Raw genomic sequence first — 21,712 nt, 5'->3', positions numbered from 1 at the left:
GGGAGGGCAACATGTGCATAGCTCTGATCGGCGGAATGGACCGCTTGGGAAAACACTACCTGGAAGAGGCGGAACGGGCCGGGGTAAAGCTGCAGTTTTTCAGCACCTCGGAGACCAACATAGCATCAAAATTAAAGAAAGCGGACGCCATGGTGATCTTCACCAACAAGGTGTCGCACCGGGTGAAGATCGAGGCGATGCAGGTCGCGAAGGCAAAGAACATCCCGGTGCTGATGGAGCATGCCTGCGGCGTCTGCACCTTCCGCAACTGCCTCCAATGCCTGGCTCACAACTGTCAGTAGAGGAGTTGCCGCAAATTCGGCTTCATATTGGACTGCATCTGTGTTAGGTGTAGCCGTGGTAAATTTCAGCCCGCTGCACCAGGATCCGTATGACCGATGCTACTGACAAGACAACCTTCAGACTGGCGCTGAGCGGGGCGCTGCTGGCCCCGTTCACCGTCATCTGCGTCTGGTACCTCGACATACCGGTTGCCGTCTTCGTGCGGGACTACCTTTACACTAACCGGCACTGGTTTAGGGCCACCTCGGAGCTGCCCGACCTGCTGCTCACCGTGGTGGTCATCTCCACTGCCGCCTCCTGCTGCTTTTACCTGCTGCGCTCCGGCAAGGGGATCCTGGACCGCGCCACGCTGCTGGCCAAAGAGGTTCTCTGGCTCGCGCCCGCCTCCTATCTCGCCAAGGCGCTCTTGAAAATCGCCTTCGGCCGGCCCGACACGCGCTACTGGCTCACCAAGCCCGGCGACTACGGTTTTCACTGGTTCCAGTTCAAAGAGCACTGCGACGGCTTTCCCTCAGGCCACATGTTGGTCATCGTGGCCCTCCTGGCGGCGGTCTGGCGCTTCTATCCAGAAAGTCGCCCCATCGGCATTCTCATCGCCGTCCTGCTCGGCGTCGCCCTGATCGCCACCAACTACCACTTCTTGAGCGACGTCGTCGTTGGAGGCTACCTCGCCATCTTGCTCGAGGTGATGATCTCACGCCTGCTTTTTTGTCGGCGCCGTTTCGCTGTCAACTGACAGTGGCTTTACCCGCGGCGCCGCGCCCAGTCTGCCTTTGTTTTCGGTTTTTTCCCTTGCATCGCCAGCCGGAATCCCTTATATTTCAACAGCACATCGAAGATAGCAGGAACGCTTAAACCAACGATACGTAGCAGATGAGCGGGGGATTGCCGCCGCGATCAGATAACGCATGGAAAGGGTTTAGCCGCCGACGGTTAAGCCCTTTTTGTTTGAGCATAAAAAGGTCAGGGAGGCCCAATGGAAAGAAGAGTTTTAGCTGCAGGAGACATGGTCGATTCGCAATGCACGCGTTGCAAGGCACTGCTGAACCACACCATCGTGGCGATGGTGGCAGGGCAGGTGGTGCGGGTGAAATGCAACACCTGCGGCAGCGAGCACAACCATCGTCCCGCGAAAGAACCAAAGGCCGCCACCGTGAAGGGAGCAAAGGCTGAAAAAGAGGCGAAGGCGCCGCGCACCAGGGCCGCCAAGGCACCGGCGGTATCCGACGAGGCGGTCTGGGAGGAGATGATCCGCCCCCTCGATCCGGATCTCGCCGTCCCCTACAGCATGGAAGGAAAGTTCAAGACCAACACGCTGATCAGCCATCCCACCTTCGGGACCGGCGTCGTGGCGTCGTGCCAGGCCGGGAAGGTCGAGGTCGTCTTCAAGACCGGCCGCAAGCTGCTGAGAAGCGCCTGCTAGCCGGGCATAAGCAGAGAGAACAAGAAAAGGGGCTGCCGGATTCATGCTGGCAGCCCCTTTTTATTTAAAACACCAACCATTGGCCACGGAGGAAATCTGAGAACTTCGGAGAAAAAACAAAAAAGAGGTTTCGCTTCTCTCAGATGTTCTCAGATTTTCTCCGTGGCTAGCGGTTTTATTTCTTAATCCTGAACCCCGCCCGCTCCCACCCGGAGACCTCGTTGGCTGGTTTTTGCTCTTTCGCCCTGGGTTGGTTCTTGGGCGTCGCGCTCTTCTGCGCCTGTTCCGGCGCGGCCTGCTTGATGGAGAGCGAGATCCGCTTGGTCTGCGGGTCCGCCGAGAGCACCTTCACCTTGACGATCTCGCCCACCTTGACCGCCTCGTTGGGGTCCTTGCAGTAGCGGTGCGATAACTGGCTCACGTGCACGAGCCCGTCCTGGTGCACGCCGATGTCGACGAAGGCGCCAAAGGCGGCCACGTTGGTGACCACCCCCTGCAGGATCATCCCCTCCTTCAGGTCCGCTATGGTGACCACGTCGTCCCGGAACGCGGCGGTCTGGAACTGCTCGCGCGGGTCGCGCCCCGGCTTTTTCAGTTCCGCCAGGATGTCACGCAGGGTAGGGAGGCCGATGCTGTCGGTGACGTAGCGCTCCAGCTTGATCCCCGCGGAAAGGGCAGGGTCGGAGGCGAGCTGAGCCACGGTGACGTTGAGATCCGCCGCCATCCGCTCGACGACCGCGTAGTTCTCCGGGTGCACCGCCGTGTTGTCCAGCGGATTGTCTCCGCCGCGGATGCGCAGAAAGCCCGCCGCCTGCTCGAACGCCTTCGGTCCGAAGCGGGCCACCTTGAGAAGCGCCTGCCGGGTCGGGAAGGCGCCGTTCTCGTCGCGGTGCTTGACGATGGCTCGCCCCTGGTTCTCGGAGAGGCCGGCGACGTAGGAAAGGAGCGCCCACGAGGCGCTGTTGAGATCGACGCCGACGTAGTTGACGCAGGATTCCACCACCGCGTCCAGCGCCTTCTTTAACAGCGACTGGTTCACGTCGTGCTGGTACTGGCCGACGCCGATGCTCTTGGGGTCGATCTTGACCAGCTCCGCCAGTGGGTCCTGGAGCCTGCGGCCGATGGAGATGGCGCCGCGGATGGTGAGGTCGAGCTCCGGGAATTCTTCGCGGGCGATCTCGGAAGCGGAATAGATCGACGCGCCCGCCTCGTTCACCATGACCGTTTCCGCCTTCACCCCGGCCGCGCGCAGCGCCTCACGCACGAAGAGCTCGGTCTCGCGCCCGCCGGTACCGTTGCCGATGGCGATCAGGCGCAGGTCGTGGCGCTCCACGAGCCGCACCAGCTCGGCGCCGGCGCTTTCCGCCTTGGGGCCGCCGGTGTGCGGGTAGATGGTGGTCTGCTCCAGGAAACGTCCCGTCTCGCTGATGGTGGCGAGCTTGCACCCGGTCCTAAGACCCGGGTCGACCCCCAGCACGCGCCTACCTCCCGCGGGGGGAAGCAGCAGCAGGTTTCTCAGGTTCTGCGCGAAGACGGCGATGGCGGCCTCGTCGGCCTTCGTCTTCGCCTCGAGCCTCAGCTCCACCTCGATGGAAGGCGCGATGAGCCGCTTGTAGGCGTCCGCCGCGACGGCTTCCAGCACCCCCTTGAAGATGCTCTCCCGTTTGATGAGCCCCCCCTTGAGGCGCGCCACGATCTCTTCTTCCGGCGCGAGCAGGGTGAGGCGCAGCACCTCCTCCTTCTCCCCGCGCCTCATCGCCAGCATCCGGTGCGACGGTATCGTTTTGAGAGGCTCCTGGTATTCGTAGTACATCTTGAACTTGCCGTCCCGGTCGGCGCCCTCGCTCAGAAGCTGCGAGGAGAAGATACCCTGCTCGCGGGTCAAGTCGCGCACCATGGCGCGTCGGTCCGCATCCTCGGAAAGCTGCTCGGCCAGGATGTGCGAGGCGCCTTCCAGCGCGGAGTTCGCGTCGGGAACTCCCAGCTCCTCGTTGATGAAGGGGGTGGCTGCATCCACCGCGGAGCCGGTGCTGAGTTCCTGGGCCAGGACCAGTTGGGCCAGCGGTTCAAGGCCGCGCTCGCGGGCGATGGTCGCCTTGGTGCGGCGCTTGGGTTTGTAGGGGAGATAGAGGTCTTCGAGCTCGGTCTTCTTGCGGCAGGTGGCGATGCGCGCGGAGAGCTCCGGGGTCAGTTTCCCCTGCTCCTCGATGCTTTTCAGCACGGTCGCCTTGCGCTCGGCCAGTTCGCGGTGGTAGTTGAGCAGGTCCTCGATCTCGCGGATCTGCACCTCGTCCAGTTCCCCGGTCTGTTCCTTCCGGTAGCGCGCGATGAAGGGGACGGTCCCCCCCTCGTTCAAAAGCGCCACCGTGGCGAGCACCCCGCCGCGCGGCAGTCCGCTTTCTTCTACAACTATTTCAAGTAACTGTGCTGTGTCCGGTGCGTGCATGTTTAAAAAGTCTCCTCCGAAAAAAGAGGTACTTCTTACACTCTTTGGCCGCCGGGGGCAAGAACTTTCCCGCCCGCCGTCAGGGGAGGAACCCCTGCTTCTCGTACTCGGCGAGCTTTCGGTACAAGGTGGCGACGCCGATATTCAACTCGGCCGCCGTGCGCGCCTTGTTGTTGCCGGTGGCCCTCAGGGCCGCCAGTATGTACTCCCGCTCCACCTCTTCCAGCGGGCGCACCGATTCCACGATCCCCGGTCGCGGCAGCGCCGACCGCAACTCTTCCGGCAGGTCCTCGAGGTCGGCCCTCGTGTCCAGGGAAAGCGCCACGGCGTGTTCCACCGCGTTCTGCAACTCCCGCACGTTTCCCGGCCAGGTGTAGCGCAAAAGCTGGTCGGCGGCCTTGGGGGTGAACCCGGTCACCCTGCGGCCGGCGCGTTTGGAGGCCTGCTCCAGGAAGATGCGCGCCAGGGGCAGGATGTCCTCGTTGCGCTCGCGCAGGGGAGGGACCCGCACCTCGATCACCCTCAGGCGGTAGTAGAGGTCGCGCCGGAAGTTCCCGTTGGCCACCTCGTCGGAGAGGTTCCTGTTGGTGGCGGCGACCACCCTGATGTCGACCTGGCGCGACTTGTTTTCGCCGACCCGCCGCACCTCCCGCTCCTGCAGCACGCGCAGGAGCTTCACCTGCATGGACTGCGAGATCTCGCCGATCTCGTCCAAAAACAGCGTCCCGCCGTGGGCCGCCTCGATGAGCCCCATCTTGTCCCGGTCCGCGCCGGTAAAGGCACCTTTGGCGTGGCCGAAGAGTTCACTCTCCAGGAGCGTTTCCGTCAGGGCACCGCAGTTCACCGCCACGAACGGGCGACCCGAGCGGGCCGATTCCTCGTGGATCAGCCGCGCGATCCGCTCCTTGCCGGCCCCGCTTTCGCCGGTCACGATCACCGATGAATCGACGCGGGCGATGCGCCGGGTCAACTCCACCACCTGCCGCATGGCGCTCGAGCGCGCGGTGATGCAGCCGAACTCCTCCCCCCCGGCGCTCAGGCACGACATCTGGCGCCGCTGCTTCTTCAGGCGCTCCTCCGTTTCGCGCAGCGCCTTGGCCAGGTTCTGGAACACCTCGTCGCCGGTCTCCGATTCGAAGTAGGGGAGATACGGCTCCAGTGCCTCGCCCCACTGTTCCCTGGTCCTCCCCTCGACGTGGCAGACCGCGTCCCCCTTGCCGCAGCAGCGGTCCTCGATGAAGTAGACCTTTTCCCCCCTCCAGTAGGAAACGTAGCCACTGGCGAAGCCGGTCAGGGTCCAGCATACCGAATCCTCGGAAAGCCCCAGGTGCAACAGGTGCTGCTCCACCTCGTAGGAGTCGTACCAGAAGGACTGCACCAGCGGCTCGTCGGCGCTGCCGTCGCTGCGCTTGTTCTCCTCGACCCGGACCATCCCCTGCAGCATGTGCAGTTTCGGGCCGGTCCAGCTGTCGGCGAAGAGATCGGGAAACTCCAGCTTCAGGCTCTCCGCCGTCATCCTGCCGTGGGCGTAGCCGAACCTGGTCAGGATGCTGCGCGCGGCTGCCGTCCCCAGCGAACTGATCAGCTCCTTGCGCAAAAGCCCCAGGGCGACGGCATCGAAGATGATGGCCCTGCGCCCCATGAAAAACATGGTCCCCCCGCCGGGACGGAAGGAAAGTAGCTCCCGTAAATCCAGATCCGCCGATTGCATCCCCGCCTCCTAGGTCTACCAGAATAAGAATGCACCTTATCATAATGATAGGCAATTTCCACCTTGTATACAGGGCTTTATCGCAAGTATCCGATCTAATGTCGGTTTTTTGCTGGCACGCTCGCTGCTAATCCCACATGCAAAGCAGGTCATTTGCCGATTGTCGACGCGATGGCCCGGCTCCGCAGCCTCGGCCCGCATCATCGCCAGCCAACAACACCATTGGGAGGTTCAACGTGGGGAAGAAGATTTTCATAGCGCTGTCGCTGCTGGCAGCCCTGGGGGCGGGGATATCCCTGCCGCATAGCGAGGCCCGGGCGGCGAGCATCAAGGGGAAGCACGGCTCCGAAGGGCTCGGCTGCGCCGACTGCCACAAGACCGATAAACCGACGGCGGCCGCGGGCGTCGAGGCCTGTCTCGAGTGCCACGGCGGCTACGACCAGATGGCCGCGCGCACCAAGGCCATGCACAACAACCCGCACGACTCCCACCTGGGGAGGATGGGGTGCCTCAAGTGCCACCGGGTGCACACGCCGTCGGAGTACCTGTGCCTCGAGTGCCACAGCGACTTCGAATTCAAGGACAAGTAGCTCGAACTGTTCCGAACGCGGCAACACCGCGTCGCACCAACCCCCTGAGGGGAATCAAGAGGAGGAATCGATGAGAAGAGTTCGAGGTATCGCGATGGTGTTCGTCGCCCTTTTCGCCTGCGCCGCACCGGCGCTGGCTGAGAAGGAGATGAAGACCGACGTAGTCGTGGTGGGCGCCGGCACTTCCGGCCTGGCCGCCGCGGTAGAGGCGCTGCAACTGGGCGCCAAGGTGGTCGTGCTCGAGAAGCAGGCCAAGGTGGGCGGCACCGGCAGCTTCTGCGAGGGTGTCTTCGCGGCGGAGAGCAAACCGCAAAAGCGCATCGGCATCGACGTCAGCAAGGACTTCGCCTTCAAGCTGATCATGAACTACAGCCACTGGAAGGCCAACGGCGCCCTGGCCAAGAACTTCGTGGACAAGTCGGCCGAGACCATTGACTGGCTCGACAACCTGGGCGTGAAGATCGAGTACGTCGGGGTCGGCGGCTTCGGCGGCCCGCTCACCTGGCACGTCATCGCCCCGGGCCCTGACTACCCGGACAAGAACCCCAGGGACTTCCACTGCCAGAGGATGATCAACGTCTTCGAGAAGTACGTGCAGGAGCACGGCGGCAGCATCCTCCTGGAGACCCCGGGCACCGACCTCATCACCGAGAACGGCAAGGTGGTCGGCGTGGTGGCCAAGGAGAAGTCGGGCGAGGTGCTGAAGATCAGGGCCAAGGCGGTGATCATCGCCACCGGCGGCTTCGCCAACAACAAGGAGATGATGAAGAAGTACGTGGAGTACCCGGAGGTGATCCCGGTCGGCAACATCGGCAAGGACGGCGACGGTATCCGGATGGCGGAGAAGGCCGGCGCACAGCTTGAAGGGATGGGGACCGTCGAGGCGTACCGCCCGGGTCTTCCGGGCTTCCACCCGGCCGACCAGATGATCGCCCTGGCTGTGCAGCCCTACTTCTGGGTCACCCCGCGCGGCGAGCGCTACGTCGACGAGTCCAGCGTCGAGTTCTGGCCCTACGCCGGCAACGCCATCACCAGGATCGGCGGCACCGCCTACTCCATCTTCGACGAAAACACCAGGAAGCTGGCCGTCGAGAAGGGGATCGAGATGCCGCTGGGCGAGTGGGTGCTGCAGGGAACCAAGCTCACCAAGTTCGACGAATCCTTCAACAAGGAACTGGCCAGGAAGCGCGGCTTCGCCTTCAAGGCGGACACCATCGAGGATCTCGCCAAGCAGCTCAACATGGACGCCAAGATCCTGAAGGCGAGCGTCGAGACCATGAACAAGTCCGCCTCCGTGCGCGAGGACAGCCAGTTCAACAAGAAGTCCAAGTACCTGCGCCCCGTCGCCACCGGTCCCTTCTACGCGGTCAAGCTCCTGCCGCGCCACCTGGGCACTTTGGGCGGGGTCAAGATCAGCGGCAACACCGAGGCGCTGAACGCCAAGGGCGAACCGATTCCGGGCCTCTACGCGGTCGGCACCGACTCCGGCGGCATGTACGGCGACAGCTACGACCTGCTCCTGGGTGGCGGCACCGCGGGTTACGCCATCAACTCCGGACGCATCGCCGCCGAGAACGCGCTCAAGTATTCCGGCCTGACCAAGTAGCTTCTTACCTGCCGTGGCGGTGACCCCGCCACGGCAGCGCATGGCATTGCAACTAATTCAACGACTACCAATCGAAAGGGAACAGTACCATGAAGAAGATGAACATCGCGGCCATGACCTGCGCCGCCGCCCTCGCGTGCTCCGCGCCCGCACTGGCAATCGATCTCAACGGCTACGGCAACATCAAGCTGGGCACCTTCTGGACCCAGAACTCCTTTTACAGCCCGGCCACCGGCGCCGCCCGGCATGACAGCGACTTCAGCCTCGACAACTTCGGCGACAGCTTCGTCGGCGTCAAGGTGAAGGAGGGCGAATACTCCGGCGTGGCCGAGGTCGGCCTTTACAACCCGAAGGCATACTCCAAGGGGGTGGAGGTACGGCTTCTCTACGGCGAGTGGGATTTCGGGGAGGGGAAGCTGCGCATCGGTAAGACCCCGAGCCCGTACGTGTTCCGCTCCCAGCAGGTCTGGGACAGCGACGGCGGCTTCAACGGCTACGGCTCGCTCTGGGACGGCCGCTACGCCAACATCAAGGTGACCATGAACAACGGCTTCTACGTCGACGCCATGCAGCCGCGGGTCGGCAACCAGGCCAACAACACCACCAACGTCTCCCCCAACGCCGACGTCACCGCGGCCTACAGCCAGACCGGCAACAGCTACGCCGCCACCTACACCGACTACGACACCATGCTCCCGAAGATGGTGGTCGGCTACGAAGGGAAGCTGAACAACTGGAGCTACGGCGGCGGCGTTGCCGGCAACTGGTACAAGGTGACCAGCTCCACCAACAACTCCACCCCGGTGAAACACGACATCTACTCCTACCTCGCCTTCTTCCATGGCAAGGTGGATCTCGCGCCGGTGGAATTGAGCTACAACGTCTTCACCGGTCAGAACACCGGCGACCTGATGAGCACCGCCACCGGCAACGGCATCGGCAACACGCTGGCCAACCCCGGCCAAGCCAACGGCGCCTACTACGACACCCTGCACGGCAAGAACTCCCACACCTACGGCGGCTTCGGCCAGGTAGGCTACCGTGCCAGCGACCGCGCCATGCTCTATGCCGGCGCCTCCTACGTGATCGACGACAACCCGATCGCCCACGCCGACGCCCGCATGGCCTCCTTCGTCAACCTGAACTACGCCCTGGGCAAGCACATCAACATCGTCCCGGAGATCGACTACCTGAACGACTTCAAGAACTCCCTGGGGCAGAAAGAGCCGCGTTCCCTGATCGCCGGCGCCAAGTGGCAGATGACCTTTTAACATCCCGATGCCCCGGCAGCGCCGAGGCGTCGCAATAATGGCGGCGGGGGGACTCCTCCCCCCGCCTCACCAAAGGGAAGCAAAGGATGGAAACGAACAGCCAGGCCTGCACCGCCGCCGTGCGTGACCCGCACCACGAGCCCCTGCACTGGGACAGCCGCTACCGCAGCATCATCGGCCGCCTGAACCGGATGCTGGAGCAGGTGCACCGCCACCCCACCTCCGACGTGACCGGCGAGCTCGATCAACTGGTGACGGCGACGCTCACCCAGATCGTGCCGGAGGAGCGCTTCATGGAGCTTGTGGCCTTCCCGAAGGCGAGGGAACACCGGCTTTGCCACCAGTCCATCAGTATCGGGACCGCCAAACTGCGCTACCGCCTGGCACTGGGGAAGGGGGCGCCCGCTGACGAACTGGAGCAGATCCGCCGTCTCTGGCTGGAGCACATCGAAGTGCACGACCGCCTCTTCGAGGCCTTTCTCACCGCACGGGGGTGACACCATGGCGGAGCGCAACCTGCTGCGAACCCTGTTCCTGGTCAATTTCGCCGTAACGCTCGGCTTTGGCATCGCCGACGCCTTCTTCTCGACCTATCTCTTCAGCCTCGGCGCCCGCGGCCTCATGCTCGGGCTGCCGCTGGTCTGCTATTCCCTCGCCAAGATCGTCTGCAGCCCGGCGCTCGGCTCCTGGTCAGACCGGGTCGGCTACCGCCATGCGGTGCTGGTCAGCCTCGCGCTCTACCTCCTGGTCTCGACCGGCTACCTGTTCAACCTCTCCGTCCCGGCACTCACGGTGCTGCGCCTGTTGCAGGGAGTGAGCTGCGCGCTGTTTCGCCCGGTGCTCCTGGCGCTGGTAGGAAGCTGCGCGGCGCGGGAACAGCGCGCCACCGTCCTCGCCACCTTCGACATCTCCTTTTACGGCGCGTTGTGCCTGGGGCCGCTCGCCGGCGGCCTGCTCAAGGACGTCTTCGGCTTCGCGGGCGTCTTCGCGGCGGTCGCCCTCTTGTGCCTCACCGCCCTCGTCGCCTCCCTGCGCGGCATTCCCGGCGGGTTACCCGGTACCGGCAACGCCCAGCGGCACGAGGGGGGGGCGGCGCACCGGCTGTGGCAGCGGGACCGGTCCGGCAGCTACCGCGCCCTGCTCGCCTTCATCTTCGGCAGGGCCTTCGGTATCTCGCTTACCGGCTCCTTTCTCCCAATCCTGCTCACCGCGAAGCTGGGTTTGACCGGCGCACGCAGCGGCATCATCCTCGCCTCCGGCACCGTCGCCATGACGCTGCTGTTACGCCCGATGGGGATCCTCTCCGACCGCGCGCCGCGCCGTCTGCTGGTGCTGGCCGGGGGGAGCGCCGTCTCGGTGCTCTACTTCCTGCTCCCGGCGGCGCCCGGGTTTTACCAGATGCTCACGCTCACCCTGGCCATCGGGGTCTGCAGCGTCGTCTCCCAGCCAGCCAGCAGCGCGCTCCTGGTGGAAGAGGGGATGCGGCACGGCATGGCGGTGACGGTGGGGACCTTCAACGCCGCGCTGAACCTGGGCTTCGCCGCGGGCCCTCTCTTCGGCGCGCTGCTGCAGGGGAGTCTCGGCATCGCCGCCGTTTTTCACGCTGCGGGGACCGTCGGGCTCGGCGCCGTCCTCCTCTTCGCCCTGCACAGTATCGAGACCGGGCGGGAGGGCGCACGGCACGCGTCCCCAACGGTCCCGGTCGCGTCCGCCGCGGCAGGGTCCTCATGTGAATCAATTCCCCCGTACTCTCACGCCGCTTGACCGGGCTCGCGAAAACCGCTATTCTGGCCAAATTTCAAATGAGAGGGGCTCGTCATGGTGCGTCCGAGTTGGGATGAATATTTCATCGAGATCACACGCCTGGTTGCCAAGCGTTCCACCTGCCTGAGGAGGCAGGTCGGCGCCGTCCTGGTGAAGGACAAGAACATCCTGGCAACCGGCTACAACGGCGCACCGTCGGGGACCGCCCACTGCCTGGATATCGGCTGCCTGCGCGAGAAGATGGGGATCCCGTCCGGCGAGCGCCACGAGCTCTGCCGCGGCCTGCACGCCGAGCAAAACGCGATCATCCAGGCCGCCAAGCACGGCACCTCCATTGAAGGGGCCACCCTGTACTGCAACACCATGCCCTGCATCATCTGCTCGAAGATGGTGATCAACTCCGGGATCAAGCGCGTGGTCTACCTCTCCGGTTATCCGGACCAGCTCGCCGAGGAGATGATCCGCGAGTCAGGCATCACCGTCGAGAAGTACGAGGAGCAGCAGCCATGAAGTGCCCCTTCTGCAGTTTCAGCGACAGCAAGGTAGTCGATTCCCGCCCCGACAAGGGGGGCGCCGCCATCCGGCGCCGGCGCGAGTGCGAGTCCTGCGGCAAGCGTTTCACCACCCACGAGCGGGTCGAGGAAGTGCTCCCCCTGGTGACCAAGCGCGACGGCCGGCGCGAGCCGTTCGATCGCCTGAAGCTGGTGAACGGTCTGCAGAAGGCGTGCGAGAAGCGGCCGGTTTCGGTGGAGACCATCGAGAAACTGGTGGACCGCCTGGAGACCCGCATGCAGGAGAGCGGTGAGCGCGAGATCCCGACCACCACCCTGGGCGAGTGGATCATGAACGAGCTGCACGGCATCGACCAGGTCGCCTACGTCCGTTTCGCCTCCGTGTACCGCTCCTTCAAGGACATCAACGAGTTCATGGTGGAACTGCAGGACCTCCTCAAGAAATAGGGAGCGGGAATGTCTGCGGACCATCTCAACATGATGCGGCTGGCGCTCGCCGAAGCCAGAAAGGGCGTGGGCAAGACCGCCCCCAACCCGGCGGTCGGCTGCGTCATCGTCAAAGACGGCGCCATCGTCGGCAAGGGGTGGCACAGAAAAGCCGGTACTCCGCACGCCGAGGTGCACGCCCTGCGGGCGGCAGGTTTGCTCGCCGAGGGTGCCGACGTCTACGTGACGCTGGAGCCCTGCTCCCATTTCGGCAAGACCCCGCCCTGCGCCAAGGCGCTCATCGAGGCCCGTGTCGCGCGCGTCTTCGTCGCCATGGTCGACCCTAATCCGCTCGTTTCCAGCCGCGGCATCGGCATGCTGCGCGAGGCCGGCATCGAGGTCGAGGTGGGTCTTCTGGAGCAGGAGAGCCGGGAGCTGAACCGCCCCTTCATCAAGTGGATCCAGACCAAGCGTCCGTACGTGGTGCTCAAAAGCGCCCTCACCCTGGACGGCATGAGCGCCACGGCCAGCGGCGACTCCAAGTGGGTGACCGGCGACGCCGCGCGGCGCGAGGTGCACCGGCTGCGCGGCAGGCTGGATGCCATCATGGTCGGCGTCGGCACCGTGATCAATGATGATCCGCTCCTGACTTGCCGGGTCCCCGGCGGCAAGGATCCGCTTCGTGTCATCGTCGACTCGACGCTCAGGATCCCGCGCCATGCCGCGCTGTTCAGTCTGAAGTCGCAGGCGCCGACCGTTATCGCCACCTGCTGTGACGATCAGGCGCGGGTCGAGTCGGTAGCGGCGCACGGCGTCGAAGTGCTGGTCTGCAAGGAAAGGGAAGGGCGCGTCGATCTCGACGACCTCCTGGCGCGGCTCGGCGAGCGCGGCGTGCAGTCCATCCTTTTGGAAGGGGGGCACCACCTGGCCGGCGCCTTCGTGCGGGGCGGCCTCATCGACCACTGCATGTTGTTCCTGGCGCCCAAGCTCGTGGGCGGAGCCGGCATGGGGCTCTTTGCCGGCGAGGGAGTGCACCTGATGTCCGACGCCATCCGGCTGGAAGACGTTAAAGTAAAGCGCATCGGCGTCGACCTGCTGGTGGAAGGCACACCGGTAAAAAAGCAAAACCATTAGCCACGGAGAAATTCGGAGAAAATCGGAGCAAGACCAAAAGCTGGTAAGACCGTAAGGTTTTAAACCTTCAAAAGGTTTTGCCTCTCTCAGATGTTCTCAGATTTTCTCCGTGGCCAATGGTTTCAGAGGTTTTATGTTCACAGGTCTCATAGAAACAGTAGGCGAACTGGTCTCCATCGAGCGCAGCGGCGCGTCGGGGAGCCTCACGGTCAAGACCTCGCTCCCCCTGGACGAGATCAGGATCGGCGACTCCATCGCCATCAACGGCGCCTGCCTCACCGTGGTGCGCAAGGGGGGCGGCGCCGTCACCTTCGATGTCTCCCCCGAGACCATCGACCGCACCGCCTTCAAGAACCTGAAAGGCGGCGCTCCGCTCAACATGGAGCGCGCCATGCGCCTGTCGGACCGCCTGGACGGCCACCTCGTCTCCGGCCACGTCGACTGCGTCGCCACTATCACGCAGCGGCGCGAGGTGGCCAACAACATCGTCTTCTCCTTCAGGTTCCCGGCGCAGTTCGCGAAATACATCGCGGCCAAGGGGTCGGTCGCCATCGACGGCATCAGCCTCACCGTCAACGAGGTCGGCCCGGACAGCTTCAGCGTCAACATCATCCCGCACACCGCGTCGAAAACGACGCTCCTTGCCAAGAGGGTGGGGGACGAGGTGAACATCGAGACCGACCTGCTCTGCCGCTACCTGGAACGTCTTCTGGCGGGCAAGGATGGAAATCAAGGCGGGGTCACCATGGACCTGCTGGCTAAGAACGGCTTTATCTAGCCGCTTTTGCTTCCACTTCGACAAAAATTTTGGTATGGTCAACGCCCTAAGGTTTGTTGTCCAACCAATTGGCGCCGGGACTGTGACAACTTCGCCCCCCAGCGACTGATACTGAACGAGGAGAGGTTACGTAATGTCTGTTGCTAGCATAGAGGAAGCCATTGAGGAAATCAGAGCCGGGAGGATGGTGATCCTGGTGGACGACGAGGACCGTGAGAACGAAGGCGACCTCACCATGGCGGCCCAGTGTGTGACCCCCGAGGCGATCAACTTCATGGCCCGCTTCGGCCGCGGCCTGATCTGCCTGACCATGACGGCGGAACGCTGCGACCGTCTCGACCTGCCCCCCATGGTGCAGGACAACACCTCTTCCTTCGGCACCGCCTTCACCGTCTCCATCGAGGCGAAGAAGGGAGTGACCACCGGCATCTCCGCCGCGGACCGCGCCCACACCATCCTGACCGCGGTGGCGCCCAACGCCCAGGCTTCCGACCTGGCGCGCCCGGGGCACATCTTCCCGCTGCGCGCCAAAAACGGCGGCGTCCTGGTCCGCTCCGGGCAGACCGAGGGTTCCGTCGACCTGGCGCGCCTGGCCGGGCTCGAGCCGGCCGGCGTCATCTGCGAGATCATGAACGAAGACGGCACCATGTCGCGCATGCCCGAGTTGAAGAAGTTCGCCAAGGAGCACGGCATCAAGGTCTGCACCATCGCCGACCTGGTCGCCTACCGCTTGAAGCACGAATCGCTGGTGCGCCGCTCCGTCGACGTTGCACTCCCCAGTTCCTTCGGCAACTTCCGGGCCATCGCCTTCGAAAACGACATCGACAAGCTCGAGCACCTGGCACTGGTCAAGGGTGAGGTCAAGGGGGACGAGCCGGTCCTGGTCCGTGTCCACTCCGAGTGCCTGACCGGCGACGTGTTCGGCTCGGTGCGCTGCGATTGCGCGGAGCAGTTGCACGCCGCCATGGAGCAGATCGAGAAGGAAGGGAAGGGGATCATCCTCTACATGCGCCAGGAAGGGCGCGGCATCGGCCTCACCAACAAGCTCAAGGCCTACGCGCTGCAGGACCAGGGGCACGACACCGTCGAGGCCAACCTGGCGCTGGGCTTCAAGGCCGACCTGCGCGACTACGGCATCGGCGCGCAGATCCTGGTCAACCTGGGCGTCAAGAAGATCCGCCTGATGACCAACAACCCGAAGAAGCTGATCGGCCTGCAGGGCTACGGCATCAACATCGTCGAACGGGTGCCCATCGAGATCAAGCCCTCCAAGGCCAACGAGAAATACCTGAAGACCAAGCGGGAGAAGATGGGACACCTGCTGGAAAATATCTAAAACAGACGATGGATAAAGATCGAGACTGAGAAACCCTCTAAGGGGAATGCCTCTGTATCTTGATCTTTATCTGCAATCTCAATCTCGATCTTACTGGAGTGATTATGCCTAAATATTTAGAGGGGAAACTCAACGCCGAAGGGCTCAAGGTCGGCATCGTGGTTGGCCGCTTCAACAGCTTCATCGGGGAGAGGCTTCTCGAGGGAGCGCTGGACGCCCTGGTGCGCCACGGCGCCGATGACCAGGACATCACGGTGGCACGCGTGCCGGGCGCTTTCGAGATCCCGCTCGCCGCGCAGAAGATGGCCCGGACCGGCAACTACGATGCCCTGATCTGCCTCGGCGCCGTGATCCGCGGTTCCACCCCTCACTTCGACTACGTCTCGTCCGAGGTATCCAAAGGGATCGCCCACGTCTCCCTGGAGACCGGCGTACCCGTCGCCTTCGGCGTGCTGACTACCGACACCATCGAGCAGGCCATCGAGCGCGCCGGCACCAAGGCCGGCAACAAGGGCTTCGAGGCCGCCGTGACGGTGATCGAAACCGCAAACCTGTTCAGGGAGATGAAATAATTGACCACACGCAGAGAAGGTAGAGAACTGGCGCTGCAGGCGCTCTACTCCAAGGACCTGGTGACCCAGGATCCGAGCACCACGCTCAAACGCATCGTCGAGAGCTTCGGTGAGGGGGAGGAGCCGACCCTTTCGGCCAACTCCAAGGCCTACGCCTTCGCCGCCGAGTTGGTGAACGGTGTCGCCGCCAACCTCCAGGAGATCGACGGCCGCATCGCCGAGAAATCGAAGCACTGGAGCATGGCCCGCATGGCGCGCGTGGATCTGAACATCCTGCGCCTGGCCGTGTTCGAATTGCTGTACCGTCCGGACATCCCGAAGAACGTCACCATGAACGAGGCCATCGAGGTGGCCAAGAAGTTCGGTGCCGACGATTCCGCGTCCTTCGTCAACGGCATCCTCGACGAAATCGCCTCCACGGTGACCGACAAGGAATAAAGGGCAAACCAAACTAACAGGGATAAAGGGGATAAAAGGGATATCGTCCGAAGCACGGAGAGAACCCGAACCGACGACTGAAATCGCATCAACGATACCCTTGGCCCGGCGTCCCCCCCTTTGCGAAGGGGGGACAGGGGGGATTTGCTTGAAGGGATTTGCTTCACGTGATTTGCTCCAGTTGTTATCCCTTTGATCCCTTTTATCCCTGTTGAACGCCTTTGCTTTAAAAATCTGAAATTCGATCAAAGAGGGAATATGGAAGAGATTAAGGTAGGCCTGCTTGGTTTCGGCACCATCGGTGCCGGCGTCGTGAAGCTGCTCAAGGAAAACTCCGCCCTCCTCACTGGGAAGACCGGCACCCGGATCTCTCTCAAAACCATCGTCGACCTCGACATCACCACCGATCGCGGTGTCTCCACCGAGGGGATCACCCTCTCCCGGAACGCGGACGACGTCTTGACCGATCCGGAGATCTCCGTGGTGATCGAGCTGATCGGCGGCTACGAGCCGGCGCGCAGCTTCGCCCTCAAGGCGATCGGCAACGGCAAGCACGTGGTCACCGCCAACAAGGCGCTGCTCGCGGTGCACGGCGAGGAGATCTACGCCGCGGCCAAGAAGAACAACGTCGAGGTCCTCTTCGAGGCGGCGGTCGGCGGCGGCATCCCCGTTCTCTCCGCGATCAAGGGGAACATGGCGGGCAACCGCTTCTCCACCGTGCTCGGCATCGTCAACGGCACCTGCAACTACATCCTCACCAGGATGACCCAGGAAGGCGCCGATTTCGCCGAGGTCTTGAAGAGCGCGCAGGAATTGGGCTACGCCGAGGCCGATCCCACTTTCGACATCGAGGGGGTCGACACCGCGCACAAGCTCTGCCTGCTCCTGTCGCTTTGCTTCGGCACGAAGATCGACCTCAAGGACGTCTATTCCGAGGGGATCACCTCGATCACCTCCGAGGACGTCGACTTCGCCCACACCTTCGGCTACCGCATCAAGCTTCTGGCCATCGGCAAGATGGACGGCGGCCAGATCGAGGCGCGCGTCCACCCGACCATGATCCCCATCGACTACCCGCTGGCCGACGTGCACGGCGTCTTCAACGCCATCCGGCTCACCGGTGACTTCGTCGGCCCGGTCATGTTCTACGGCCGCGGTGCCGGCATGGAGGCCACCGCGAGTGCCGTGGTCGGTGACGTGGTCGATCTGGCCCGCAACCTCTGCGCCGGCATCACCCGCCGCTGCTCGCCGCTTGGCTACCTGGACGACAAGGTCACCACGCTCCCCATCAAGCCCATCGGCGAGATTATCAACAAGTACTACATCCGTTTCCAGGCCCTTGACCGTCCGGGCGTGTTGGCCCGCATCGCCGGTGCCCTCGGGGCGCGCGGCATCAGCATCGCCTCCATGCTGCAGAGCGCGAGAAGCGCCGACGAAGTCCCCATCGTGATCACCACCCACGAGGCGCGCGAGGAGGACGTGAGGAAGGCCCTGGCCGAGATCGACACCTTCGAGGTGATCCGCGCCAAGAGCACCTACATCAGGATCGAGGACAACCTCGAATAAAGACGGGTCGCAACGTAGACGCAGAAAGGGCGGGGATATTGAATCCCCGCCCTTTCTTTTTACAAGCGTTGCCGCAGAGTACCCGGAGGGCCACAGAGAGCACAGAGGAAAGGCTGCTTCGGGGGGAAACAAACCTGCTCTTTACTCCGTGTCCTCTGTGGCCTTTCTCCGTGTCCTCCGTGTTCCGCTTTAGGTTTTAGCCTTTCTCGTACTTCTCCACGACCTTGCGGTAGTGCTCCTCGAACCCCGCCTCGGACCTCTCCTCCGCCTTCTGGTACCCGGCGGTGATGCCGTGACGCACGCCCTCGGGCAGGATCCGCTCGGCGAGCGGGTAGAGGATGTCGTCCTCCTTGGCGATATGCTCGCGCAAGAGATCCAGGTACCCCCTGGCGTTGGCGACGATGGCCTCTTCCTGACCCGCCTCGCCGTTCAAGGCCTTTGTCGCCGCCTCTTCCATCGCCTTCACGTAGGCGCGGCCCAGGTCGTGCTCCATCAGCATGGCCGCCACCGGGCTGTTGTCCCGGGGCATGCCGTTCTCAACCAGCGCTTCGAACAGGACATCCTCCTCCTTGGCGTGGTGGAAACGGTCGGCGTAGTTCCTGATGAAGTCCACACCGTCCAGGTAGAACTGGTAGTCCTTGAAGCTTCCTTCCTCGGTGAGCCGCGCGTTTCTTTCCAAAAGGGCCAGCATCCTCAAGATCAACTGGTGCTCGTCCTTGAGCCTCTGGGTGATGTCCTGTTTCATGGCCTAGTTTCTCCTCTCGCCGTTGATGCCGATGATCGCGGTTTCCAGCGGGATCTCCTTGCCGGACTGCGCCAGCGCCTGGCGCACCATCATGTCGAGACCGCGGCAGCAGGGGACTTCCATGATGGCGACGGTGATGCTCTTCACGTTGTTCTCGCTGAAGATCCGGGCCAGTTTCTCCACGTACGGGGCGGTGTCGTCGAGCTTCGGGCAGGCGATCGCCAGAGCCTTCCCTTTCAGGAGATCGCTGTGGAAGCTCCCCAGGGCGAAGGCCACGCAGTCCGCTGCGATCAGAATCTCGCTGTCCTGGAACCAGGGGGCGGTCGGCGGAACCAGGTGCAGCTGCACCGGCCACTGCCTCAGCTCGGAAGCCGCCTTCACGGTGTTATCCTGCTCGGTTGCCTCGTTCCTCTCGATAACCCTTGCCATGCTGCCGGGGCAGCCGCATCCTGCATGTGCCATGTTCACTTCTCCCTTTTATATGGTTGTCTTCGTTTTGGTTGTGGCGTGTGCCGTTTCGATGTATCTAGGCGACCTTGCGATTTTCCTCTTTTGCGTCCAAATAGTCATTTATTTCCTTTTCCACCGCCGCCTCCTGCTCCTGGGTGAGACCGTGGATGGAGACCACATCCTTTAGGAGGCAGATGCCGACCTTGCAGGTGACGCATCCGATCTCGTAGCGGTTCAGGATCTCCCCGATCTCCGGGTTGCTCGCTATCACATTTTGAATCGCCGTATCGCCCAAGCCGTTTTTGAATTCCATCTGCTTCCTCCCGTGTTCTTGATGATCTGACCATACCCCTCCCGCTCCAAATTGTTTATGACCTGCGTCAAAAATATAGAATTGTCTGCATCTGTGTCGTGCAGGTGGAATTGCGGAGAAACATTGACGTTTTGGCGAATCAGCGTAGAATGGAACGCTGGCGTGGCGGCCGAAAAGCCGCGGTCGCGAGGAAAAAAACGGAGGTGCGCCATGGAACAGGACCTCAGATCACAGATCGAACGGCTGGAGCAGGGGAAGGGGCTGACGCCGGAGGTGAAGGCGCAATTGGAGCGTGCCTATGCCGAGATCGCCCAGAAGGTGATCACGGCAAAGGTTCCCAAGGAGGGCGAGGTCGCTCCCGATTTCGTCCTTCCCAACGCCGTGGGAATTCCGGTCGCGCTTTCCGACGCGCTCGCGCACGGTCCCGCCGTGGTCACCTTTTACCGTGGCATCTGGTGACCCTACTGCAGCCTTCAGTTGAGGGCATACCAGAAGATACTCCCGGAGATACTGCCGCGGGGCGCCTCGCTGATGGCGATTTCGCCGCAGGGTCCGGACAAGTCGCAGGCGACGCTTTTAAAGAACTTTTTGCAGTACGAGGTCCTGAGCGATCTGGGCAACGCGGTGGCGCGCAGCTACGGGTTGGTATACCGGCTCCCGGACTGGGTCCAGGATCTTTATAGGGAGCTGGGAGTCAACCTTCCCGAGTTCAACGCCGACGAGTCCTGGGAGCTCCCCATGCCCGGCACCTTCGTGGTGGGGCGGGATGGCAGGATCATCACCAGCTATGCCGACAGCGATCCCAGGAACCGCCTGGAGCCGCAGGCCATACTCGATGCGCTGAAGGCGTAAAAACAAGGCTTTAACGCAAAGGCGCAAGGCCGCGGAGACGCAAAGAGATAAACGATACGTTTTGGATTTTCCTCCAGTTGTTTCTTTGTCCTTTGCGCCTTTGCGGCTTTGCGTTAACAAAAAGACGTTCCTTTTTTTGGTCTTTAGGTTCCAATCCCGATTTTCTGCTTAGTCTTGGCGCCTTTGCGCCTTTGCGTTAGAGCTTTTGGCCTTGGATCTCATCTGTTTCAAAGCTTTGCGCCTCTGCGGCTTTGCGTTACCAATTCCAGTTTTTGACTTTCTGTGGGGGGGGACGATGACCACGAAGATAGGTATTTTGACCGGAGGAGGGGACTGCCCGGGGCTGAACGCGGTGATCAGGGGCGTGGTGAAGGCGGCGGTCGGGCGCGGCTGGGAGGTGGTCGGCATAGAGGACGGCTTCGACGGCTTTCTCCACCCGGAAAAGTGCCGCCCGCTCGGACTCGAGGAGGTGCGCGGTATCCTGCCGCGCGGCGGCACCATCCTCGGCACCTCCAACCGCGGCAACCCCTTCGCCTTCCCCATCATGCGCGAGGGGAAGGTGGAACTTGTGGACGTCTCCGAGGAGGTGCGCTCCCGGATCGACAAGCTCGGCCTGGACGCCCTCGTCGTCGTGGGCGGAGACGGCTCGCTTAAGATCGCCCAGGAGATGATGCGGCGCGGCGTCCCCATCGTGGGGGTCCCCAAGACCATCGACAATGACCTTTTGGAAACCGACGTCACCTTCGGCTACAACACCGCCCTCGAAACCGCCACCGACGCCCTCGACAAGCTCCACTCCACCGCGGAAAGCCATCACCGGGTCATGGTGCTCGAGGTGATGGGGCGCTACGCCGGCTGGATCGCCCTCGAATCCGGCATCGCCGGCGGCGCCGACGTCATCCTCATCCCGGAAATCCCCTACGACATAGACCGGGTGCGCGACGCCATCATCGCGCGCTGCAGACGCGGCCGGCGCTTCAGCGTGGTGGTCGTCGCCGAGGGCGCCTACCCCAAAGGCGGCAACCGGGTGGTCAAGGAGGCCGCCGGCGGCAAATCGGTGGTGGAACGGCTGGGCGGGGTAGGGGAGGCGCTGTCGCGGGAACTTGGGGGCGTGCTCGAGATGGACATCCGGGTCACCGTGCTCGGGCACCTGCAGCGCGGCGGCACTCCCTCCACCTTCGATCGCTGCGTCGGCAGCAGGTTCGGGGTGAAAGCGGTGGAACTGGTCGAGGCGGGGGCCTTCGGCCACATGGTCTGCCTTAAGGGGCGGCACATCACCTCGGTCCCCATCGAGGATGCCGTGCGCAGCCTAAACCTGATCGATCCCTCGGGGGAGATGGTGCGGCATGCGGAAGCGCTGGGTATCATGCTGGGGAGATAGTTCAAGGATATGGTTGACTTTGCCTAATCTCTGAACTAGACTGCGGAAAATTTCTCCGGCCGCACCCAGCGGCAAAGAACGCAACGAGGTGGTTT

General features: G+C 63.0%; 23 protein-coding genes. 18 read left to right on the top strand and 5 right to left on the bottom strand.

Going from position 1 to position 21,712, the window contains the following annotated elements; all coding sequences use genetic code 11:
* Nucleotides 1–11 precede the first annotated feature (11 nt).
* The 3 genes from KOL99_RS08880 (at nt 12) to KOL99_RS08870 (ending at nt 1,726) form a co-directional block, all read left to right on the top strand.
* The gene (locus KOL99_RS08880) at nt 12–302 is read left to right on the top strand and encodes a DUF2325 domain-containing protein (protein ID WP_216510092.1); all 291 of its coding nucleotides are present in this window, start codon (nt 12–14) and stop codon (nt 300–302) included.
* A gap of 89 nt (nt 303–391) precedes the next feature.
* On the top strand, nt 392–1,039 hold the full coding sequence (locus KOL99_RS08875; protein WP_216510091.1) for a phosphatase PAP2 family protein: 648 nt from the start codon (nt 392–394) through the stop codon (nt 1,037–1,039).
* A gap of 240 nt (nt 1,040–1,279) precedes the next feature.
* Nucleotides 1,280–1,726 (top strand): hypothetical protein, encoded by a 447-nt coding sequence (locus tag KOL99_RS08870; RefSeq protein ID WP_216510090.1) that lies wholly within the window; start codon nt 1,280–1,282, stop codon nt 1,724–1,726.
* 175 nt (nt 1,727–1,901) lie between these two features.
* Here the strand turns inward: KOL99_RS08870 and KOL99_RS08865 are convergent, their stop codons facing one another.
* Both KOL99_RS08865 and KOL99_RS08860 read right to left on the bottom strand, forming a co-directional pair.
* The gene (locus KOL99_RS08865) at nt 1,902–4,172 is read right to left on the bottom strand and encodes a Tex family protein (protein WP_216510089.1); all 2,271 of its coding nucleotides are present in this window, start codon (nt 4,170–4,172) and stop codon (nt 1,902–1,904) included.
* A gap of 79 nt (nt 4,173–4,251) precedes the next feature.
* Nucleotides 4,252–5,883, bottom strand: coding sequence for a sigma-54-dependent Fis family transcriptional regulator (locus KOL99_RS08860; RefSeq protein WP_216510088.1), 1,632 nt, complete (start codon nt 5,881–5,883; stop codon nt 4,252–4,254).
* A 236-nt stretch (nt 5,884–6,119) separates the two neighbouring features.
* Between KOL99_RS08860 and KOL99_RS08855 the strand changes: the two genes are divergently transcribed.
* The 13 genes from KOL99_RS08855 to KOL99_RS08795 all read left to right on the top strand — a co-directional run bounded on the left by KOL99_RS08855 (nt 6,120) and on the right by KOL99_RS08795 (nt 17,876).
* Entirely contained in the window at nt 6,120–6,473 is a 354-nt protein-coding gene (locus KOL99_RS08855) for a cytochrome c3 family protein (RefSeq protein WP_216510087.1), read from the top strand.
* A gap of 70 nt (nt 6,474–6,543) precedes the next feature.
* Nucleotides 6,544–8,079 (top strand): FAD-dependent oxidoreductase, encoded by a 1,536-nt coding sequence (locus KOL99_RS08850; protein ID WP_236025902.1) that lies wholly within the window; start codon nt 6,544–6,546, stop codon nt 8,077–8,079.
* An 89-nt stretch (nt 8,080–8,168) separates the two neighbouring features.
* Nucleotides 8,169–9,350 (top strand): hypothetical protein, encoded by a 1,182-nt coding sequence (locus KOL99_RS08845; RefSeq protein WP_216510086.1) that lies wholly within the window; start codon nt 8,169–8,171, stop codon nt 9,348–9,350.
* An 86-nt stretch (nt 9,351–9,436) separates the two neighbouring features.
* On the top strand, nt 9,437–9,847 hold the full coding sequence (locus tag KOL99_RS08840; protein ID WP_216510085.1) for a hemerythrin domain-containing protein: 411 nt from the start codon (nt 9,437–9,439) through the stop codon (nt 9,845–9,847).
* Between the two features lie 4 nt (nt 9,848–9,851).
* Nucleotides 9,852–11,114, top strand: a complete 1,263-nt coding sequence (locus tag KOL99_RS08835) for an MFS transporter (protein ID WP_216510084.1) — start codon at nt 9,852–9,854, stop codon at nt 11,112–11,114.
* 54 nt (nt 11,115–11,168) lie between these two features.
* Complete coding sequence (locus KOL99_RS08830) at nt 11,169–11,624, top strand: deoxycytidylate deaminase (protein WP_216510083.1); 456 nt, start codon at nt 11,169–11,171, stop codon at nt 11,622–11,624.
* Nucleotides 11,621–12,073 (top strand): transcriptional regulator NrdR, encoded by a 453-nt coding sequence (nrdR, locus tag KOL99_RS08825; protein WP_183348112.1) that lies wholly within the window; start codon nt 11,621–11,623, stop codon nt 12,071–12,073. Before KOL99_RS08830 ends, nrdR begins: the two co-directional genes overlap by 4 nt.
* A 9-nt stretch (nt 12,074–12,082) precedes the next feature.
* A complete protein-coding gene (ribD, locus tag KOL99_RS08820) occupies nt 12,083–13,186 on the top strand; it encodes a bifunctional diaminohydroxyphosphoribosylaminopyrimidine deaminase/5-amino-6-(5-phosphoribosylamino)uracil reductase RibD (RefSeq protein ID WP_216510082.1) in 1,104 nt (367 codons plus the stop codon).
* Nucleotides 13,187–13,319: 133 nt separating this feature from the next.
* Nucleotides 13,320–13,964, top strand: coding sequence for a riboflavin synthase (locus KOL99_RS08815; RefSeq protein WP_216510081.1), 645 nt, complete (start codon nt 13,320–13,322; stop codon nt 13,962–13,964).
* Nucleotides 13,965–14,097: 133 nt separating this feature from the next.
* Nucleotides 14,098–15,300, top strand: a complete 1,203-nt coding sequence (locus tag KOL99_RS08810) for a bifunctional 3,4-dihydroxy-2-butanone-4-phosphate synthase/GTP cyclohydrolase II (RefSeq protein WP_216510080.1) — start codon at nt 14,098–14,100, stop codon at nt 15,298–15,300.
* 104 nt (nt 15,301–15,404) lie between these two features.
* Nucleotides 15,405–15,872, top strand: coding sequence for a 6,7-dimethyl-8-ribityllumazine synthase (gene ribH / locus KOL99_RS08805; protein WP_216510079.1), 468 nt, complete (start codon nt 15,405–15,407; stop codon nt 15,870–15,872).
* Nucleotides 15,873–16,310 (top strand): transcription antitermination factor NusB, encoded by a 438-nt coding sequence (nusB, locus tag KOL99_RS08800; RefSeq protein WP_216510078.1) that lies wholly within the window; start codon nt 15,873–15,875, stop codon nt 16,308–16,310. It begins immediately after the preceding gene.
* Between the two features lie 258 nt (nt 16,311–16,568).
* Nucleotides 16,569–17,876: a homoserine dehydrogenase gene (locus KOL99_RS08795; RefSeq protein WP_216510077.1), complete on the top strand. Its 1,308-nt coding sequence runs from the start codon at nt 16,569–16,571 to the stop codon at nt 17,874–17,876.
* Between the two features lie 196 nt (nt 17,877–18,072).
* On the opposite strand, the gene KOL99_RS08790 is transcribed toward KOL99_RS08795, so the two are convergent.
* The 3 genes from KOL99_RS08790 to KOL99_RS08780 form a co-directional block, all read right to left on the bottom strand.
* Nucleotides 18,073–18,621 carry a hemerythrin domain-containing protein gene (locus KOL99_RS08790; RefSeq protein WP_216510076.1) on the bottom strand — a complete coding sequence of 183 codons (549 nt, stop codon included), beginning with the start codon at nt 18,619–18,621 and terminating at the stop codon, nt 18,073–18,075.
* A gap of 3 nt (nt 18,622–18,624) precedes the next feature.
* Complete coding sequence (locus tag KOL99_RS08785) at nt 18,625–19,083, bottom strand: iron-sulfur cluster-binding oxidoreductase (RefSeq protein ID WP_216510075.1); 459 nt, start codon at nt 19,081–19,083, stop codon at nt 18,625–18,627.
* Nucleotides 19,084–19,147: 64 nt separating this feature from the next.
* Nucleotides 19,148–19,384 (bottom strand): hypothetical protein, encoded by a 237-nt coding sequence (locus KOL99_RS08780; protein WP_216510074.1) that lies wholly within the window; start codon nt 19,382–19,384, stop codon nt 19,148–19,150.
* Between the two features lie 210 nt (nt 19,385–19,594).
* Here KOL99_RS08780 and KOL99_RS08775 point away from each other — a divergent pair, with 210 nt between their 5' ends.
* Nucleotides 19,595–20,236, top strand: coding sequence for a peroxiredoxin-like family protein (locus KOL99_RS08775; RefSeq protein WP_216510073.1), 642 nt, complete (start codon nt 19,595–19,597; stop codon nt 20,234–20,236).
* A 295-nt stretch (nt 20,237–20,531) separates the two neighbouring features.
* Complete coding sequence (locus KOL99_RS08770) at nt 20,532–21,617, top strand: 6-phosphofructokinase (protein WP_216510072.1); 1,086 nt, start codon at nt 20,532–20,534, stop codon at nt 21,615–21,617.
* Nucleotides 21,618–21,712: the final 95 nt, after the last annotated feature.

It is taken from the genome of Geomonas azotofigens (assembly GCF_018919395.1).
Taxonomy (GTDB): domain Bacteria; phylum Desulfobacterota; class Desulfuromonadia; order Geobacterales; family Geobacteraceae; genus Geomonas; species Geomonas azotofigens.
Note: the sequence above shows the minus strand (reverse complement) of the source record. Positions and strands in the feature narration are given on the sequence as shown.

What these genes read in the sequence shown, in the direction of transcription:
- KOL99_RS08880 (WP_216510092.1), top strand. Translation starts at nt 12, where the DNA reads ATGTGCATAGCTCTGATCGGCGGAATGGACCGCTTGGGAAAACACTAC.
- KOL99_RS08875 (WP_216510091.1), top strand. Translation starts at nt 392, where the DNA reads ATGACCGATGCTACTGACAAGACAACCTTCAGACTGGCGCTGAGCGGG.
- KOL99_RS08870 (WP_216510090.1), top strand. Translation starts at nt 1,280, where the DNA reads ATGGAAAGAAGAGTTTTAGCTGCAGGAGACATGGTCGATTCGCAATGC.
- KOL99_RS08865 (WP_216510089.1), bottom strand. Translation starts at nt 4,172, where the DNA reads ATGCACGCACCGGACACAGCACAGTTACTTGAAATAGTTGTAGAAGAA.
- KOL99_RS08860 (WP_216510088.1), bottom strand. Translation starts at nt 5,883, where the DNA reads ATGCAATCGGCGGATCTGGATTTACGGGAGCTACTTTCCTTCCGTCCC.
- KOL99_RS08850 (WP_236025902.1), top strand. Translation starts at nt 6,544, where the DNA reads ATGAGAAGAGTTCGAGGTATCGCGATGGTGTTCGTCGCCCTTTTCGCC.
- KOL99_RS08845 (WP_216510086.1), top strand. Translation starts at nt 8,169, where the DNA reads ATGAAGAAGATGAACATCGCGGCCATGACCTGCGCCGCCGCCCTCGCG.
- KOL99_RS08840 (WP_216510085.1), top strand. Translation starts at nt 9,437, where the DNA reads ATGGAAACGAACAGCCAGGCCTGCACCGCCGCCGTGCGTGACCCGCAC.
- KOL99_RS08835 (WP_216510084.1), top strand. Translation starts at nt 9,852, where the DNA reads ATGGCGGAGCGCAACCTGCTGCGAACCCTGTTCCTGGTCAATTTCGCC.
- KOL99_RS08830 (WP_216510083.1), top strand. Translation starts at nt 11,169, where the DNA reads ATGGTGCGTCCGAGTTGGGATGAATATTTCATCGAGATCACACGCCTG.
- nrdR (WP_183348112.1), top strand. Translation starts at nt 11,621, where the DNA reads ATGAAGTGCCCCTTCTGCAGTTTCAGCGACAGCAAGGTAGTCGATTCC.
- ribD (WP_216510082.1), top strand. Translation starts at nt 12,083, where the DNA reads ATGTCTGCGGACCATCTCAACATGATGCGGCTGGCGCTCGCCGAAGCC.
- KOL99_RS08815 (WP_216510081.1), top strand. Translation starts at nt 13,320, where the DNA reads ATGTTCACAGGTCTCATAGAAACAGTAGGCGAACTGGTCTCCATCGAG.
- KOL99_RS08810 (WP_216510080.1), top strand. Translation starts at nt 14,098, where the DNA reads ATGTCTGTTGCTAGCATAGAGGAAGCCATTGAGGAAATCAGAGCCGGG.
- ribH (WP_216510079.1), top strand. Translation starts at nt 15,405, where the DNA reads ATGCCTAAATATTTAGAGGGGAAACTCAACGCCGAAGGGCTCAAGGTC.
- KOL99_RS08795 (WP_216510077.1), top strand. Translation starts at nt 16,569, where the DNA reads ATGGAAGAGATTAAGGTAGGCCTGCTTGGTTTCGGCACCATCGGTGCC.
- KOL99_RS08790 (WP_216510076.1), bottom strand. Translation starts at nt 18,621, where the DNA reads ATGAAACAGGACATCACCCAGAGGCTCAAGGACGAGCACCAGTTGATC.
- KOL99_RS08785 (WP_216510075.1), bottom strand. Translation starts at nt 19,083, where the DNA reads ATGGCACATGCAGGATGCGGCTGCCCCGGCAGCATGGCAAGGGTTATC.
- KOL99_RS08780 (WP_216510074.1), bottom strand. Translation starts at nt 19,384, where the DNA reads ATGGAATTCAAAAACGGCTTGGGCGATACGGCGATTCAAAATGTGATA.
- KOL99_RS08770 (WP_216510072.1), top strand. Translation starts at nt 20,532, where the DNA reads ATGACCACGAAGATAGGTATTTTGACCGGAGGAGGGGACTGCCCGGGG.